The following is a 17,998-nucleotide window of genomic DNA, read 5'->3' as shown; positions in this document are numbered from 1 at the left end:
CTTCGGGTGAAGCTACGCACAGTCGCTACCCTTCGGGTTCGTCAGTCGCTCATGGGGGAAACCCCCAAGACCGCGCTGGCTCACCGCTACGCTAACGGCAGTTCCTCATGTGGGAAACCCCGTTGGCGCTAGCCTCTCACGAATGGGAGAAGATAGGACTGCCTCACCACAAAGCCAAGGGTAATGCTCTGGCAAGCTGTAACAGCCCACAATAATCCAATTGTATAAAGTTCAGTCTACCAAGGTGCGGGTTAGAAATTTGTAAGCAAAAGATTAAGAGTTGCAACAATCATTCAATATTTGCGGAACCAAGAATCGCGGATTAGTAGTCAAATAAACGTAGTTCAGCGATCAGCACTGTTTCGATCAAGTGGAGTAGCACGCACTTCTTGTATTCTCAAAGCACTGCTATCTCAGTAATTTTCTGTGGTTGTTACTACAATCAGTATAGAAAACCCATATCAGACAACAAGAGCAAATCCAAAAGGTTGAAAACGAGATGAATCTTGAAAACAATCAGCATAAAGACCGACTTCTTGTCTCTTACATCTTGTCTGTAGCAGTCTTTTTCGGATTAGGAGGACTGCATCGTTTCTACAATGGCAAGATCGGGACTGGTTTGTTGTGGCTGTTTACCGGTGGTGTGTTTGGTATAGGGCAGTTCGTGGATTTGTTCCTCATTCCCAACATGGTTGACGAATACGAAAACAACCTGAGATTAAAAGCGGGTGTATCTCCCCTTGGTGTGCCGTTAAATCAAGCAGTGGTTGCCTCTCAAGTCCACCGCCCAACAGGCAACCAACTCATGATTAAACTGATTGAAGCGGCAGAAAGCAAGGGTGGTATTTTAACTGTGACTCAAGGCGTAAAGTTCACGGGAGCTAGCTTTGCTGAAGTGGAAGCTACCCTCAATGAGATGTACAAATCAGGTTACGTGAAAATAGATAACGACCCCAATACTGGAGCCGTTATCTACCATTTCCATGAACTTTAAATAGTCGTTTGTCATTTGTCCTTTGTTAAAAAACCAATGACTAATGACTAATACTTCGGCTTTGCTCAGTACAAGTGACCAATGACTAATTTATACCTAGCCATTTTTGACCGTCTAAGCGCTGCACTAAGCCAAATACCAGCAAATCGAGGGTAATTTTGCGCTCATCGATTAAGAATGACTCAAGAGTGCTAGGTTTTTTGCCTTCATTACAGGAAAATCCCTTTTTCCCTTGAATATCTTCTTCTGGGAAATACAGGTTAAACTGACGCAGACCGATTTCTTTCCAACTGCCGATAATTTGCCAGCATTCTTCAGCAGATTCAAAGCCAGTGATTGGTACTTTCTGCTTGGCAAAAGACACCTGTAAATCTTTCACACCTTGTTGAGCGATCGCTTTTTGTAAAGCTGGCAAGTAGTCTTGCTCGATGAACTCTACAAATGGCTTATCTTCAACAGATGGGGCTTTTTCCTTTTTGGCGGCTTTAGCTGCGGCTGCGGGTTTTTCTCCTGTTGCTGCGGCGGCTGCGGGTTTTTCTCGCTTGGGTGATGCAGCAGCTGGTTTAGCAGCATTAGGGTTATCTTCGGGGTTTGCAGCTTTCGGATCTGGCGTGTTAGCAGTAGGAAGGTCTGTAGCTTCGGGTGAGTCTGTACTAGGAGCGTGTTCTTCAGCCACACTGGGAGCTTGCTTGTCAACAGTGCTGGGAGCTACTTCTCCCGCTTGATTGTGATTGGTTGGGTCTGCCATTGCTCAGGTCAATCCTTTAATCTAGCTTTTGGAGCGATCGCTCACCTTGATGTATCGGGTATTTTTATTTTGACATACTAATGCAGCAGGGTAAAAATAACCGTGCAGTTAGAAATTTGCTAAAACCAATAATATATATATAGATGCACATAACAAGATACCCCAGTAGTCCCGCCGATGCCTTGGGGGGTAAATATATGCACCCTTACAAAGAATTGGTATAAAACCAGAGCAACAATTTGATTGCGTTTAGGTTGCGATGTCTGACAACAAGCCCAAAGCAACGGAAACCTCTTGGCTTTGCGCTGTGCGTCTACGCCCTAGCAAAAGTCTGATTTAGTCCTCCACAAAAGGCATTAAATAAAGTTCTTGCAGAATCAGGTTAAAGGGCAAACGAAAAAAGATAAGATTTTTTACCTTTGCTCTTCAAGCTTTTTTTATTCTTTTTGTTAAAGGTACTTTCAAGTGAACAGGACTAAGGCTTACACGCTGTACAAATTAGTCATAGTATGCATCTACCAAAATAGGTTTTTTCAGGCTTTTATTGAGCATTTTTTGATGGTAAATACACCCGTACTGTAGGGGTAATTAATAAATTAGCCCTAAGACAGATGTGTTTTTAAAACATCTATATTTGGTATTTACCTTTAATCCGTAAGTCCTAATGCCAATAGCGATCGCCTGCGAAGATTAAATCGTTTAATAGCTATTAAAACAGTCGAGTTATGCTTGCATCAGTAAGTAAAAATAATCAGTAAATACTAAATTTAACCGAAATATTATGAAATCTTAACATCACTCAAATATAGTGTTATCAAGATGATTCCAAATACAGTTTTTAACCTTAAAGTTTGACTTTGAATCGGCAAAACAAAGACCCTTTTCTCTTTGTTCATTGAGCAAATAGTAACTACAACAGTATTGGGTTAAGTTGTCTTAGCCTGTTTACAGTCAAAGGTTTAGTAGTGTTTCAGTTTTGCAAGGTTATAGGCTATATAAGCAAAGTAAAAATAATGCAGACTAGTTTTAACTTTTAGCCTGCGAACGTTAGCTTTTGTTTGTGTCGTTAAAGACTTTTAGCCAGATAGCAATTTGCACATTTGGAATGCTGCATATTTGGAATGTTCCCAAAAGTTTAACAGTTTAAATAAGGAGAAAATTCTCATGGCTCTTTACGGCTATACCATTGGAGAAGATAGTAACCAGAGCACTAGTGGAAATCAACTTAACGTTTACCGCTTTTTGATCCCTTCTGCACCTACAAGTTCTTCTATTGCTCCTACACTAGTAGGTACAGTCAATATTACAAATACTGCTGCCCCACGCATAGACCTAGAAGGTTTGGCAACTAACCCCACCACCGGAAGGGTAAGTGCGGTTAACGAAGCACGGGTTACTGGTTCTACAACACCAATTGATCCAACTGTTCTTGTCGTTAATAATGTAGATGAGCCTTTTGCTCCAGCCACGGCCTCACCAACGCCTACACCATCTAACCTACGTCGTTTTGGATTTGAGTCAGGTGCTGACTTTGGTGGTAATACTCTATACAACATTTCAGGGAATCCTGCTACCACAAATGGAGTGCCAGTAGGAAGCTCTCTTTATAGAATTACTACAGCTACCCCTGGAGCTATTAGCCTTGTAGCCGCAGCACCTACTGCTGCACAAATACAAGGAACTCAACCTACCAATGCTGGAAAATTTGCCGATGGATTAGCTATCGACAATCTCAATCCTGGTAGTCGCGCTCTTGCTAGTGATTTCAAGACTAGTGATGGGAATGGGAACAATCTTTACGAAGTCGATCTTTTGACTGGTCAGTTATCTGCGCCGATTGCTCTGAGAACCCCTTCAGGGCAACCTCTGAATCTCGACGGAGATTCTGGTCTGGCATTTACTAACAGCGGATCTCAAAGATTGTTGGCTTTGCTGGAAACTGGCGCTGTCTATGAGATCACAGGCTACCAAGATGAACTTGCTGCATCAGGTCTAGGTTTAGGTAGTGCTACTGGTTCTAATGGTGCTGGCTTTGCAACCGCCACCTTACTTGGTAACGTTAATTTACCAAGTGCTGTGAGTGGAGCCATTGATTATGAAGGCTTTACGATTGTTAATGAATAACAGTCGTTAGGATACTCTTTCTTCAACTCTTGTAAAAACTACTTTTACAAGAGTTGAAGAATGGAGCTAAAGATAAAAAAAGTTTTATTTGCCAAACAATCAGTAACTACTAAAGCTTAACCAGATATTATCAAATCTTAATAATTAGAAAAGTTTTTCTTAACATTACTCAAATATAGTCTTATTAAGATGATTCCAAATACAGTTTTTAACCTTAAAGTTTGACTTTGAATCGGCAAATCAAAGGCCCTTTTCTGTTTGTTCATTGAGCAAATAGTAACTACAACAGTATTGGGTTAAGTTGTCTTAGCCTGTTTACAGTCAAAGGTTTAGTAGTGTTTCAGTTTTGCAAGCTTATTGGCTATATAAGCAAAGTTAAGATAATGCAAGCTAGTTTTAACTTTTAGCCTGCGAACGTTAGCTCTTGTTTGTGTCGTTAAAGACTTCTAGCCAGATAGCAATTTGCACATTTGGAATGCTGCATATTTGGAATGTTCCCAAAAGTTTAACAGTTTGAATTAAGGAGAAAATTCTCATGGTTCTTTACGGCTATACCATTGGAGATGCGGATATCAATCCTAGCCAAGCTGGAGAACAATTCGCAGTTTACCGCTTCCCTATAAGCCCCCTTGCTACTACTCCCCAAAAAGTAGGCGAAATCACTGCTGCGAATATTAATAACGCAGAACTAGAAGGTTTGGGAACTAACCCCATTACCGGAAGGGCAAGTGCGGTTAACGAAGCGCGTGGCCCTAATTTAACACCTGGTGCTGTTATTCGGGTAAATAATGTAGATCAGCCTTTTGCTCCAGCTAGTGCGTCACCAACACCTACACCATCTGACCTACGTCGTTTTGGGTTTGACTCAGGTGCTGACTTTGGACGTGACTATTCAGTAGCTGGTCAACCAATTGTTTTATACAACATTTCAGGGGATGCTGAGACGCCAGTAGGAAGCTCTCTTTATAAAATTACTACAGCTAACCCTGGAACTGTTACCCTTGTAGACGGCTTTGGCGCACCTACTACTGCCGCACAAAGACAAGGAACTCAACCTACCAACCCTGGAAAACATGCCGATGGATTAGCTATCGACAATCTCAATCCTGGTAGAACTCGCGCTCTTGCTAGCGATTTCACCACTGGTGATGGAGATGGCAACCAGCTTTACAAAGTAGATTTGCTCACTGGTGAGCTATCTGCGCCGATTACTTTGAGAACTCCTTCAGGGCAAGCTCTGAATGTTGACTTAGATTCTGGATTGTCATTTACTAACAGCGGATCTCAAAGATTGTTGGCTTTCCTGGAAAATGGTTCTGTCTATGAGATCACAGGCTACCAAGATGAACTTGCTGCATCAGGTCTAGGTTTAGGTAGTGCTACCGGTTCTAATGGTGCTGGCTTTGCAACCGCCACCTTACTTGGTACAGTCAATTTACCAAGTGCTTCGACTGGAGCCATTGATTATGAAGGCTTTACGATTGTTAATGAATAACAGTCGTTAGGATACTCTTTGTTCAACTCTTGTAAAAGTAGTTTTACAAGAGTTGAAGAATGGAGCTAAAGATAAAAAAAGTTTTATTTGCCAAATTACCTGTAATTTTTGTAAAGACTAACTGGATTTTTATTTTTAAATTTATTTAATCTATTCAATTACGGTTTTGGTGCGTTAGCCTACGGCATAACACACCCTACTGGCTTGTCAAGGCTAAAATAGTCCATTATTAAATGTAGGTTGGGTTGAGGAACGAAACCCAACATTAATAGGAATGTTGGGTCTCATACTTCGACCCAACCTACTACAAAATCTAATACAACATTTTAGCCTTGACACACCCTACGCATATTTCTAAAATAAATTATGAGTTTTATACTCAAGGTAAGCGTGTCTAATTGTGTGTTAAATAATATTAATAATTAAAGTGGCGTAATCCAATAAGTAATGCCCCGCACAACTTGTTTATTAAAACCAAACAGAGGTAAATTCTCTTCAGTTAAACCCACATAACTCCAATGTGGAACATCATTTTGTACAGTTTGAAACCAACCATTTTGATTAAGAGCTTTTCTTTGTTCTTTACTACCTACGCGTAAATCAATTGCTAATCCCCAAAGATGTTGTGAAGTTCCAGGAGGTGCAACCACACCGAGAATTTTTGTTTCTTTGCCCTGTTGAACTTTTGCTAAAATTTGATTATTAGCATATTTGTGCCAAAATCTTAAATTCGTACTAAAAGTGCGAGTACAATCGCCAGAACCATAACCAGATTTTAGCGGTATCCGTTGTTGTATACGCGCTCTATTTAAAGCATCAGCCGCCGATTTTTGTAAATAACAATCCTTAGTGCCATCAACATGACCCATTGTTAAAGTACCTTGAAACTCTTGGGTTTCTTGTTCATTAGCAAAGATATCTTTTTGCGGCAGTTTAATTCCGTCATTTTGATTTACAAAGACTGCGCCGTATGCCCTTAGCAAAATATATTCATAAGTACCAGGCTGGGGAACCGTGGGTAACTTCCTAGCGATCGCAGATAAAAAACGCTGTTGCTTATTTAATTCTGGATTGGGAATAAATGGTTTTGATGTTGTCTCTTTAGAGATATCTGTACAAGGTAACGAATCAGTACTTAAGCATCCGTTTAATGGTTGGGCGGTTATAGCAACTTTGTGGTGGTTAATCTCGTTACTAGCTACTAATACAAAAATCATCAAAATAACTATACTGATGAAAGTTGCCTTTCTGATAAATCTAGTAATATTTGTTTGCTTTCTGAGGGTAAGTTTCATTTGTAAATAATTGCTTAGTTGATTCAAAAATAAAATTAATCAGTTTCTGGTATATATTTATTATTAAATAATTAAAAACACAAATTATTTATCGGTTTCAAACTATAGTTTCATGCAAGTTATAGACAGTATTTAATATATGTCAGTAATAAATTAAATTGGTGCTAATGGCTAAACCTGTGAACAATAGTTGTGATAAACAACCCGGAAACTTGTCACAATTTTTAAAAAAGATTATATTTTTTACTTAATACTCAAGTTTAAAAATGGAAGCTTGTCTTTAATTCACTACTAGTAAATTTGATAACTTTTTTATTAGAAAGATACATCCATGAAACCACTGGAACAGTTAAAATTGAAAAGAACTCTAAGCTTGCTGATCCTGTAAGTATGACCATGCACAATTCCGTTGAATTCCAAGACGCTTTTGATGTCATAGTCGTCGGTGCAGGTCACTCCGGTTGCGAAGCAGCTCTCGCCTCTGCACGCCTCGGTTGTCGTACCCTGTTATTGACGCTCAACTTGGATAGAATCGCTTGGCAACCTTGTAACCCAGCAGTGGGTGGCCCGGCCAAATCTCAGTTGACTCATGAGGTAGATGCACTCGGCGGAGAAATTGGTAAAGTAGCAGACCGCACCTACCTACAAAAACGTATCCTCAACTCTTCACGGGGGCCTGCTGTTTGGGCATTACGCGCCCAGACAGATAAGCGCGAATATGCAGCAGTGATGAAGAATATTGTCGAGAACCAAGAAAACTTGACAATCCGTGAAAGTATGGCAACAGATTTGGTACTGGGTGGTAACGGTGAAGTTATCGGCGTTGAAACTTATTTTGGTGTCGGGTTCCAATGTAAAGCAGTCATTTTGACAACTGGCACTTTCCTCGGGGGCAAAATTTGGGTTGGTAACAAATCAATGCCAGCCGGACGCGCTGGGGAATTTGCGGCTGAGGGATTGACACAAACCCTGAATCGCTTGGGATTTGAAACCGGAAGACTCAAAACTGGAACTCCAGCCCGGGTAGACAAGCGATCAGTAGATTATAGTAAAATGCTCATCCAGCCAGGGGATGAAGATGTACGCTGGTTTAGCTTTGACCCAGATGCGTGGGTAGAACGGGAACAGATGCCTTGCTACATCACCCGCACAACCGCCGAAACCCATCGCCTAATTCAGGAAAATTTGCACCTGTCGCCAGTTTATGGCGGTTGGGTGGAAGCAAAAGGGCCGCGTTATTGTCCCAGTATTGAAGATAAAATTGTCCGCTTTGCCGATAAGGAAAGCCACCAAATCTTTATTGAACCAGAAGGACGGGATATACCCGAACTTTATATCCAAGGGTTTTCTACAGGGTTACCAGAAAATTTGCAACTGCAAATGTTGCGGACTCTCCCCGGTTTAGAAAAATGTGTGATGCTTCGTCCGGCGTATGCTGTGGAATATGACTATTTACCTGCAACTCAGTGTTACCCCACACTGATGACCAAGAAGATTGCTGGATTGTTTTGTGCTGGGCAGATTAACGGCACCACAGGTTATGAAGAAGCCGCAGCTCAAGGGCTTGTGGCAGGAATTAACGCCGCTCGATTTGTTCGCTCTCAAGAAATGATTGTCTTTGCCCGTGAGCAAAGTTACATTGGGACGCTAGTTGATGACTTGTGTACAAAAGACCTGCGGGAACCTTACCGGATGCTTACCAGTAGGTCTGAGTACCGATTGATATTGCGTTCTGACAATGCTGACCAACGCTTGACACCCTTGGGACGGGAAATTGGTTTAATTGACGATCGCCGCTGGGATCTATTTACCCAAAAGCAAGCGAATATTACCACAGAAAAACAAAGATTGCAAGCCACACGAGTCAAAGAACATGATGAAATAGGAATAGCGATCGCATCTAATACCCAGCAATTAATTAAAGGTTCGATTACCCTCAACGACTTGCTGCGGCGTCCAGGATTCCATTACGTTGACCTCGACAGGTTCGGACTAGGAAACCCCAACCTCAACCGCGCTGAAAAAGAAGGTGCAGAAATTGACATCAAGTATTTTGGCTATCTCGCTAGGCAACAAAATCAGATTGACCAAATTGCCCGCCAAGCGCACCGCCAGTTACCTGCGGATTTGGATTACACAACAATTGATACTCTTTCCAAAGAAGCACGGGAAAAGTTAACTCACGTAAAACCACTGACTCTTGGTCAAGCTGCACGTATTGGTGGTGTAAACCCAGCAGATGTTAACGCTTTATTATTATATTTAGAATTGCGTAGAACCAAGAGCCAGTCGGAGTTTCCAGCGTTAGCTTAACACAAACTTGATAAAGACTGAGTATAGTAGTAGGGAGGGAGATTGGTATGATAGATGACATAAATATTAGTAGTGGCATCATCAACAATCCCCAGATTAAAGTTGACTTTAATACCAACGCTCAACTAACTCGTCTGAATCAGACGGCGGATTTGATATTTTATCTGTAATCCTAATTCCCAGGCAGTAGGCGCGGCGTTTCCTCGTCCTAGCAACAAAGATAGAAAGTCTATGTTACAAGAAGCCAGCACCCGTCTCATAGTACCGGAACCATCAGAAGACTTAATCGCCAACGAGGCTTGGTCGATAGAAAACTATGCTGATGGTCTAATGGATGAACTCTTTGCCGATATCGACTCCATTCTGGATGTTAGTGGTAATCTGCTTTCTCAAACCGTTAGGCACAGTAGGCAGAACAAATCGAACCAGTCTGTTGCTGGGGTTTCTCCCCAACCTCAACGCCAGTCGCCTCCAGAAAAGGTGCTGCAAACAGTGGCGATACCGCAGATTATCTTACCGAACACACTGAACCAACCAGTACAGTCAGTTGCTCAAGATAACCACAAACACTTGAGTACCGTTGTATTTGACACCGCCACCGTAAAAAGAGTCAGTAGAAAGCGTCAGAAAAGTAGTCATACTTTGGGCAAACTGCTGATGGTGGGAACAACTTTAGGCGTGGCGATCGCTGGTATTATCTACCTAGTACAGTCTGGAGTCGTATATCTTTTAAATACCAACTTGACCCAGCCAGCTGTTCTAGTGCCGCAACCGCAGTCACAGTTGCCAACAAAAGTAGAAATTGAAGCAGATTTGGTTGACTACATGCTTCAATCGCTGGCAGTTATAGATAAGCAAGAAGTAAAAAGCAATCAAAAATCTGCCAGCCCAGGATTCTCCAGTCAGACAAATACTAATCAAGTAGCGCTTAGTAACACGCAAACAACTGGTAATCTACCATCACTTCCAGTTATAGCTAACAATACACCACCAGCCCCCAACCGTTCTGGAAAGGTTGTTGAGCGCATCTACGTTCCCGTTTATCAAGCGCCGTCGCCCATGCGCTACGCACTGCCGGTCATTCCTGGGACTCCCACATTACCACAAGTTGCGAGTGCGTTACAGGGATCTCAACCGAATGTTGTCAAAAATGCCCTGAATACGGTGCGACAAGCTGCCAAGCCTGTAACTGTCAACATGTTAGCTGCGGCTGTAAGAGCCGAACTTAAACCTGTAGCTGCGAAAACTGCACCGATTATCGTCCGGCAAACACCCAGCCCTCTGCCTGCATTACCAGTAGTTCCATTACGTGCAGCACTAGCCCCATCAGAACCAACTATTACCCAGGAACAAGTATATCCGGCAGTTGCGATCGCAGATGCTCCGAGTAATACCTTAGAAGGATTACTAGAGTTAGGCAACAAATCTGCCGCTTTGTTTAAAATTGATGGCGTGACTCGCCGCATCAATATGGGTGAAAGCATTGGCTCAAGCGGTTGGACATTAGTAGATGTAAGTAATGGTGAAGCTGTTATCCGCCGTAACGGCGAAGTGCGATCGATTTACGCAGGGCAGAAATTATAAGCTGTTACAACCTCTCCCTAGTACCGCAAGGCGGAAATCAAAAGTTAAAAGTCAAAGAATTGTATTCCAAGCTCTTGCACCATTTGAAATGGTATGTTTATTTCCGCGCCCGCTGTACTAAGCTAATCGTCATTCATTTTTCCAGGTTGATTCGCTTGTAGTAAGCGGCTCTATCCCTGCTTTTATGCAACTTAAATGCTCATTAGCTTAGTAGTTTGTCAACTCAACAATGCTTAAGTAAACCAAGTTATAGCAACGGACAGGGAGCTTAGGACAGCAATAAAATCACAAAGTACGCTGTTGAAGATGCGTTTCCCGCAAACTGTCCTAACGGCTTTGGCGACTGCTATATAGAATATTTCTCTCTGTGTTCTCTGTGCCTCTGCGGTTCATTTAATCCAAGCATTGTCAGCTTGACACAGTACTATTCGAGCAGAGGTTTGCAGAGTGGTGAAATCTAATACCAATTCAAATAATGTTTGCGACACATTAATTATTTGTAAGGGCACAACATTGTTGTGCCCCTACCCATCTGTCGCATTCTTTTTTCAAATTGGTATAATGCATCAACTCACTAAGAATTAGCTCCTCACTGGTGGGTTAATTTCAAAATGAATATGATTATCGTGACCACTCAGAGAAACACAAAGTCTTTCTTTAATTAGCTGTTGATCGTTAAAAAACACTGCCCGTACCAGCTTTTGCTTACGAATAGACTTGAGAATAGCTCGTGCAGCATCTTGATCATATTCAGAACTCGACCAAAAGATGCCACCGAAATTTCCATTTTTTTTGGGTAAGTAAACATCGCACATCATACCAGTTTCATGTCCATGATGGTCGGGAGTATCGCCTCCATAAGGAAGACTAACATCGTTAATTGCGAATGGAGCAGCTGTGGGCTGAGTGTTACGATAACTGTTTTGATAATCTTGGGCAATTTTTTTAATCACATCAGCTAACCAGTGTGTTCCAAAATCGTGGTTATCTTTGGTGTCTTCCAGTTCACCGTTAACGAAACCATTATTACGATCGCTTTTTGGCATCAACTCCCATCGTGGTGCATTAGCTGCTTGCAACCATCGATGAGTAATTCCACTAACATCAACTCGACCATCACCATTAACAGTACTCCGACCAGCAATAATTGACTGAAATAGTTTGATTGCGTCAAATAGTCCTCTGTCTCTGTCTGCACTGTTAGGATCACCTACCCATCTGTAGCCTAGCTGATGCAATCGCGCCTTAATAGCCTTAACATCATCAGCTTTATTGACTCCGCCAATTCCCACACTACCACCGAGTTTAATTACCTTCGCTCCTGGTAAACTGGATGCTGTAGGTTGTTGAGTGTTCTCATCATCCTTGTTATCGAAAGGAACAACAACTTTAATGCGGATCTCTAAAGTTTGATCATCAATGGCAATTATCATGCGGCGATCGCCTTCTTGTTTAAAGACGAAATCAAATTGCCATTTGCCGTCCTGACTAATTGCTACACTTGCAGATGGAAATTGATCGTCGCTGATAATCGACAAAACTTTTCCCCTGTCAGCTAAACGAGCTATACCTTCAACCCTGAAACTTTGCCCTACTTCCACTTCTTGAGGCGCACGAATTAGCTGTAATTGTTCCACTGAAGCGGGAATGGTAACTCCCCCTGCATTAGCCAGTAACTTTTGCGCCTCTGGAAGTAAGTCCACAACTTTACTTACATATTTAGGATCAGACGAATAGCCTTTAGCCTTGAGAAAGCCAAGGAAATTTTCTGGCGTGTTGGTATAATCTTCTAAACCTTTATAGGGAGTGCGAGTTAAAAACTTCCAATAACCAATAATAAAAGCATCTATATCTGTAAATTTACAGAACTCAATTTTTTCTGGCTCAGAAGGAACTTTGATTTTCAAAGGTTCGGCAAACCCTTTCATATCAGGAACTCGCCATTTTAATCCGGCAAAATTGTTAGCATTGACAGCAAGATCACTTTTCCCTCTAGCAGACTCTAATAACCATTGTGCGAGGGTAACTTCTTTTAAAATTTGCCGATTAATATCGGTAATTTTTCCACCTTGAAGACCAACTTGTATAAATATTGTTGCTAAATCTTTATTAAAATAATTATTGACTAAATCATCTAGTAGTGACATACATTTACCCTATCATAGAGCTTTTTTACATCCCCAACTTATCTAAGAAGTTGGGAATATAGGTGTTCCCATATCAATACCAAATTTCATAGAGTTGATGTCCTTTTTATGACTTAAGAAGTACGGTTTAACTCACTATACTGTATTAATTTTAACCTAAATGCGCTCGCTCTGTCAGTGAGAAAAAGTGAGTTGTTCCTGTAAACAAATGTAACATTTAACGTAAAAATCCCATTAAAAACAGAAATTTCATAAGTTCAACCTATAAATAAAGCAGGCTGACCCATGACGGCACAAGAGGCGCTGAATTTAGTTGATACTCTTTTATGCTCTACCTTTGGGCAAAGACTCAATGACCTTCAATCTGTAGTTTTGCTGGAAAGTTGGCTGGGACGCACCTATGCGGAAATTGCGGTGCAGATAAGTTATGAACACGACTACATCAAACAGGTCGGTTCTCAGTTGTGGCGAGAGCTTTTTCAGGTAGTTGGTGAAGAGGTTTGTAAAAAAAATATCCAATCTGTTTTGCGTCGCTACCAGCAGTCTCAAAGTAGTGATAATTAAAGAGCGATGTCTACGACGGGCTATGACGCTCGAATACTCGCTATCGGCGTCGCAGTTGGGCGTTTCAGACTAATATTTGATCCCAATGATTTACCTTTAAATACGATTTGCAATACGATCTCAAACAATGTTGAAGAATTAATTAGGCTAGCTTCTAACAATGTTCGTTCTTCCTAAATTTATAAACAAGTTTTATCAGAGAAATTCCTGATGAGATGGGAAAAAATTTATTCTTCATAATACTTGGGTTAAACATGCGTAAGCGTAGCCCGCACAACGGCCGCGCTCAGTGACCATCGTAGATATCGCTTAATAAATGCTTCGCCAAGCTTTCACCGTCCCTTTGCCAATTTCGCTATCAACAGTTTGACCTCCTTCCAAGACTAGTCTGATGTCTAAGTTCTCATCTGGAGCTTTTTTCAAAGCAGTGGCTAATTCTTGACTGACAGAAAAAGTGCCGGTTGAACCGTCTAATTGAAAAACTTTTTCCCTGACTTTGAGTAAAAGTTTATCGACTTTCCTGGTAGTGGCAAACCTAAGAAACTCAGGTCTGGGATACACATGACCTGCGGTATAGAAAGGAGACCTTGCTTCACCCGAATTTACAGTTACCAGAACTCGAATGCTCGAAGGAGTCCACAAACTAATAACTTGCTTTGAACCCTCACGGTACAAATAGCCACCCAAGGAGTTGCGGTCAAAAACCCCAAGAAACTCCCCTTCAAAAGGGTCAACGATTCTCACGGCTTTCGACCAAGGCACATTCATATCGGGGGACAGTCCTGCTGATTTGACTACTGGTAAATCGCTTGATGCTTGGGCAAGGCTAGCTACCTCTTGAACAGTGAAAGCAGGGCAAACTTGAGGTGAAAGCACAGCCAAGATAGCCCCTAAAAAAAGAACTGGAATTGTCTGCGGTAAGTTCATCATGAGTCAGGGGTACAATCTTCAAAAACAATAATCGGACAGCCTTTATTAGTCATCCCCCGCAAGACTTTTATTTGCTATGAAGCTTTGAAAATTGAGCAAATTCCACTGTTTTGGGGCAATGTCTTTATGACTCGCGGCATTCTCTACAAGACGCTTTGCGTAGCTTACTATCAATAATACACAAGTACTAATTAGTTGCGGACACTTAAGTAATATTATTTAATATTACAAAAAGGGTTGAGGTTTTTGTGCCAGAGTTAGTAAATGGAATTTTATTTTTGACATAAAGATAAAAGCAGACATTCCCAAACTAGCCGTGGTTGAGCGTAAGAAAGTAAGTGTTTACGAGATTGTTCTAGCTGCTTGATGATGCTGGGTTGATGCCACTGCTGCCAGTAGAATTGCTGAAGATAATCAACTAACCACAGTTGGGCTTCTGTATCTAAATCCTTATCAATTTTCTTGGCTAATTCCAAGGCTTTGCGGTAGGAAGCAGGGGCTTTTTTTAAGTCTTCGAGTAACTCAGGGGGAATAGCTTGTAATTGCTCGTAAGATGCGATCGCACTTCCGGCACTGCCAGCTGCTATGCTCAATACTGCCTGATTTGGCAAAATTTCCTGATGACCAGTTTGTGTGAGTACAACAGCCAAAGACTGTGCATCTAAGCGATAAAAAGGAATGCGTTGACAGCGTGACACCAAAGTTGGCAAAACAGACTCTAAGGTAGGTGCAATTAAAATTAACGTCGCCTGTCCCGGTTCTTCCAAAGTTTTAAGTAAAGCATTCGCTGCTGCTTCTGCCATTGTTTGGGCTTCTTCCAGCACCACCACATTCCTTGGTGCTTCCAAGGGTGGACGACTGAGAAACTCGGTAATTTCCCGAATTTGCTCTAGCCGAATTACAGGTGGTGCTTTACGCTTAAGTCCTTTCTCAGCCGCTTCTGCTGCTGTTAATCGTTGTCCCTGGTATTGGTACGTCGGTTGCACCCACAACAAAGCTGGGTGGTTCCCTTGACGCAAACGGTTTTGTAAAGCCGCAGTGACTCCCATTTCACTAGAAAATAGCAATTCCACAAAGCACCTGGCTGCTAAACTTCTTCCTACACCATCTGGCCCCACAAATAGATATGCTGGAGCAACCCGATTTTGTCTGACAGCCTGAGTGAGTAATTCTATGGCTTGCTGTTGTCCTACAAGTGGTGCAAATACGTTAATAGTTCAGTACCTTCGCCAAAACAAAAATATAGAAAACAGAGGGCTGATGTAGTAGAGTTGTTGTCTTCTATAGCGGTTCTCGAATGGAAGCAATACACTTTGACCTCACTTCCATTCCTCTCTCCTTTTAGGAGAGAGGCTTTGAATCTTACTCCCCAACGCTACAAGGGTTGGGGCTGGGGGTTAGGTCTGTATTGCACTCAACCCAGAAGCGCTATAGAATGACAACTTAGAAGCTACAAAATGCCAATATTTGACATACTAGCACTGTTGCAATGACTTCTACCGCGTAAGGGTCGTAGCCTTTTTAAATGCAGAGGGATGCAATGCTATTGTAAGGCGATACATTCAGTAAATCTAAAAGTTTTTTTCCATTTTTTGGTTGAGGCAGGGGGGGCAGTTCGGCTAGAGTTGCTCTTCAAGAAGAGAAGAATTACTGAACAATAACTCTCTTTCCTCAAGAGCAACGCCAGCCTCAAGAGCTTATCCAAACCTTATTGGGTGTGGAGTTCGACAAAACTGGAACTGAGCCAGATGGCTCACGCAGTTGCTTCACGAACAATCCTAAATGTCATATAAAATTTCACAGTTGCAGAATATCTAAGCATCGGGTTTGTACCCTTCCCTACGGGACGCCAAGACAAACGGGATCTTGGTATGTGCAGCCGTGAGTTTTTAATCGTCAGGTATATTTCAATACGCTTGGGTTAAGGCTTTACTCTTTGTCAAAGTGAATTTTTTTAACGAACCGCAAAGAACGCAAAGGACACGTTCGCGCAGCGTCTCGAAGAGAAGGAAGAAAAGGAAGAGAAGAAAGAGAAGAAAAAATGCTTAACTGAACTGTATTGAGGTATATTTGCTGATTACTTTATCAAAAAGCCTAATTGCTTTATCAAAATGCCTGTTTACTTTCTCAAAATACTTAAATGCTTTCTCAAAATGCTTAAATGCTTTCTCAAAATGCCATTTGACTTACTCATTTGGGTGTTTTCCGCAAGCAAAATGGCATTTGACTTTCTCAAACCCCAGTTTGCTTACTCATTTTAGTGTTTTCCGCAAGTAAAATGACATTTGACTTTCTCAAACCCCAGTTTGCTTACTCATTTTAGTGTTTTCCGCAAGTAAAATGACATTTGACTTTCTCAAAATGCTTGAATGCTTTCTCAGTAAATAAGTCGGTGAGAATAAATCAAACTACAAGAGTTAACAAGAGGGCGGGGGCAGTTCGGCTAGAGTTGCTGTTCGGGAAGAGAAGAATTACTGAACAATAACTCTCTTTCCTCAAGAGCCTCAAGAGCTTATGCGAACCGTATTGCGTGTATATCCAAAACAAATAATTGAAAAATTATATGACAATTCTTATTTAACGTCGATTAGAAAATCATCAACGCATCCGCTGTCCTCCGCAATCTATCTTGCAATTATCTGCAATATTCAGTCACGTTTTTTTGAAGAGAATTTGTTACAACAAATTTATGTAATGTTGTACTTAGGAAGTATCAGATGTCGTACAAACAATTTATTTATTGGTGGCAAAAATCCTTACCTCCCATCTTGGTACGTGTTGCTGTACGTGCAGTGGTAATAATTTGTCTAACAGTAGGGGTGTTGGGCATCTTGGGAAGCACTGCTTCTATGAGTAATGCTCAATTGGTAAGTACTACTAAGGGTATCCAAGATAAACAGACACCATTAAAATCAACAGCGTTAAATGCCACTGTATATCACAGTCCTGATTGTAATTGTTGTGGTGGGTGGATTGACCACTTAAAGGCACAAGGTTTTCAAATCACAGACTTTTCCACGCCTGACATCGAAACAGTCAAACAAAAGTACAATGTGCCAGATAACTTGTCATCTTGCCACACAGCAATTGTTAATGGATATGTTATCGAAGGACACGTCCCAGCAGACGACATCAAACGTTTGCTTCAAGAAAAGCCAAATGTTGCTGGTTTATCTGTTCCTCAAATGCCCGTAGGCACTCCTGGGATGGAGATGGGGGATCGAAAAGACCCGTTTTCTGTGCTTTCTTTTAATCACAAGGACTCAGTTGCGGTATTCAATAAATATCCATCCTCTTGATGTAATTTCGCTGTATGCTGTTACGCATTTAAGTTGCACATCAACTGGTGAGGTTGTCCTTAGTCATTTGTCCTTTGTCATTTGTCCTTGGTAAACACAAATGACTAATGACTAATGACTAATGACTAATGACTGAACCATCTCCCTAACCAGAAGGGAGATGCTGCACTTGCAACATTTTGAGAAAGAAGCTCAATGGCATGATTACAATCTTGCAGACTTGCATCGAGTCCCATTGTGTGATAGATTTCGCGGGCATGGCAAAAAGCATCCATCGCTTCTGATTGTCGCTTCTGATTGTCGATTGATTTTTTCTAAAACCAGACCCAAATTAAACCAGGCGTTTGCTTCTGCATTTTGGTCATCAGAAAATGTGGATGGAAACCCCGTGCTTCCAGCACGGCTTTACAAAATTTGTGGTAAAATGTGAAATATGGAACAAGCTTTCCGCTACCGTTTTTATCCGACACCCGAACAGGAATCCCTGTTGAGGAGAACTTTGGGA

General features: G+C 41.6%; 14 protein-coding genes. 9 read left to right on the top strand and 5 right to left on the bottom strand.

Annotated features, from left to right (window positions below):
- The first annotated feature begins 499 nt into the window (after nt 1-499).
- Nucleotides 500-994 carry a TM2 domain-containing protein gene (locus LC586_RS30455; protein WP_229489030.1) on the top strand — a complete coding sequence of 165 codons (495 nt, stop codon included), beginning with the start codon at nt 500-502 and terminating at the stop codon, nt 992-994.
- 85 nt (nt 995-1,079) lie between these two features.
- Here LC586_RS30455 and LC586_RS30450 read toward each other — a convergent pair whose 3' ends face one another.
- The gene (locus LC586_RS30450; protein WP_229489028.1) at nt 1,080-1,742 is read right to left on the bottom strand and encodes a DUF2996 domain-containing protein; all 663 of its coding nucleotides are present in this window, start codon (nt 1,740-1,742) and stop codon (nt 1,080-1,082) included.
- A 1,164-nt stretch (nt 1,743-2,906) separates the two neighbouring features.
- Between LC586_RS30450 and LC586_RS30445 the strand changes: the two genes are divergently transcribed.
- A complete protein-coding gene (locus tag LC586_RS30445; protein WP_229489026.1) occupies nt 2,907-3,866 on the top strand; it encodes a water stress protein WSP1 in 960 nt (319 codons plus the stop codon).
- Between the two features lie 535 nt (nt 3,867-4,401).
- The gene (locus LC586_RS30440; protein ID WP_229489024.1) at nt 4,402-5,361 is read left to right on the top strand and encodes a hypothetical protein; all 960 of its coding nucleotides are present in this window, start codon (nt 4,402-4,404) and stop codon (nt 5,359-5,361) included.
- Between the two features lie 422 nt (nt 5,362-5,783).
- On the opposite strand, the gene LC586_RS30435 is transcribed toward LC586_RS30440, so the two are convergent.
- Entirely contained in the window at nt 5,784-6,656 is an 873-nt protein-coding gene (locus tag LC586_RS30435; RefSeq protein ID WP_229489022.1) for a D-alanyl-D-alanine carboxypeptidase family protein, read from the bottom strand.
- A 390-nt stretch (nt 6,657-7,046) separates the two neighbouring features.
- Here LC586_RS30435 and mnmG point away from each other — a divergent pair, with 390 nt between their 5' ends.
- The 3 genes from mnmG (at nt 7,047) to LC586_RS30425 (ending at nt 10,553) form a co-directional block, all read left to right on the top strand.
- Nucleotides 7,047-8,969 carry a tRNA uridine-5-carboxymethylaminomethyl(34) synthesis enzyme MnmG gene (gene mnmG, locus LC586_RS30430; RefSeq protein WP_229489056.1) on the top strand — a complete coding sequence of 641 codons (1,923 nt, stop codon included), beginning with the start codon at nt 7,047-7,049 and terminating at the stop codon, nt 8,967-8,969.
- A 47-nt stretch (nt 8,970-9,016) separates the two neighbouring features.
- Nucleotides 9,017-9,139, top strand: a complete 123-nt coding sequence (locus LC586_RS40885) for a hypothetical protein (protein WP_267921754.1) — start codon at nt 9,017-9,019, stop codon at nt 9,137-9,139.
- Nucleotides 9,140-9,200: 61 nt separating this feature from the next.
- A complete protein-coding gene (locus tag LC586_RS30425) occupies nt 9,201-10,553 on the top strand; it encodes a hypothetical protein (protein ID WP_229489021.1) in 1,353 nt (450 codons plus the stop codon).
- Nucleotides 10,554-11,134: 581 nt separating this feature from the next.
- Here the strand turns inward: LC586_RS30425 and LC586_RS30420 are convergent.
- Nucleotides 11,135-12,700, bottom strand: coding sequence for a glucosaminidase domain-containing protein (locus tag LC586_RS30420; RefSeq protein WP_229489020.1), 1,566 nt, complete (start codon nt 12,698-12,700; stop codon nt 11,135-11,137).
- Between the two features lie 285 nt (nt 12,701-12,985).
- On the opposite strand from LC586_RS30420, the gene LC586_RS30415 reads away from it, so the two are divergent.
- Nucleotides 12,986-13,264: a helix-turn-helix domain-containing protein gene (locus tag LC586_RS30415; RefSeq protein ID WP_229489018.1), complete on the top strand. Its 279-nt coding sequence runs from the start codon at nt 12,986-12,988 to the stop codon at nt 13,262-13,264.
- A 309-nt stretch (nt 13,265-13,573) separates the two neighbouring features.
- On the opposite strand, the gene LC586_RS30410 is transcribed toward LC586_RS30415, so the two are convergent.
- Together LC586_RS30410 and LC586_RS30405 are read right to left on the bottom strand one after the other, a co-directional pair.
- A complete protein-coding gene (locus LC586_RS30410) occupies nt 13,574-14,194 on the bottom strand; it encodes a hypothetical protein (protein ID WP_229489017.1) in 621 nt (206 codons plus the stop codon).
- A gap of 272 nt (nt 14,195-14,466) precedes the next feature.
- Entirely contained in the window at nt 14,467-15,408 is a 942-nt protein-coding gene (locus tag LC586_RS30405; RefSeq protein WP_229489053.1) for a DNA polymerase III subunit delta', read from the bottom strand.
- Between the two features lie 1,503 nt (nt 15,409-16,911).
- Between LC586_RS30405 and LC586_RS30400 the strand changes: the two genes are divergently transcribed.
- Complete coding sequence (locus LC586_RS30400) at nt 16,912-17,493, top strand: DUF411 domain-containing protein (RefSeq protein ID WP_229489016.1); 582 nt, start codon at nt 16,912-16,914, stop codon at nt 17,491-17,493.
- 433 nt (nt 17,494-17,926) lie between these two features.
- Nucleotides 17,927-17,998 (top strand): helix-turn-helix domain-containing protein (locus LC586_RS41975; protein WP_369010544.1); only part of this gene is annotated, 72 nt, incomplete at its 3' end.

The organism is Nostoc favosum CHAB5714, from assembly GCF_020829495.1.
In the GTDB taxonomy this organism is placed as follows: domain Bacteria; phylum Cyanobacteriota; class Cyanobacteriia; order Cyanobacteriales; family Nostocaceae; genus Nostoc; species Nostoc favosum.
This window is presented reverse-complemented; position numbering and strand designations above follow the sequence as displayed.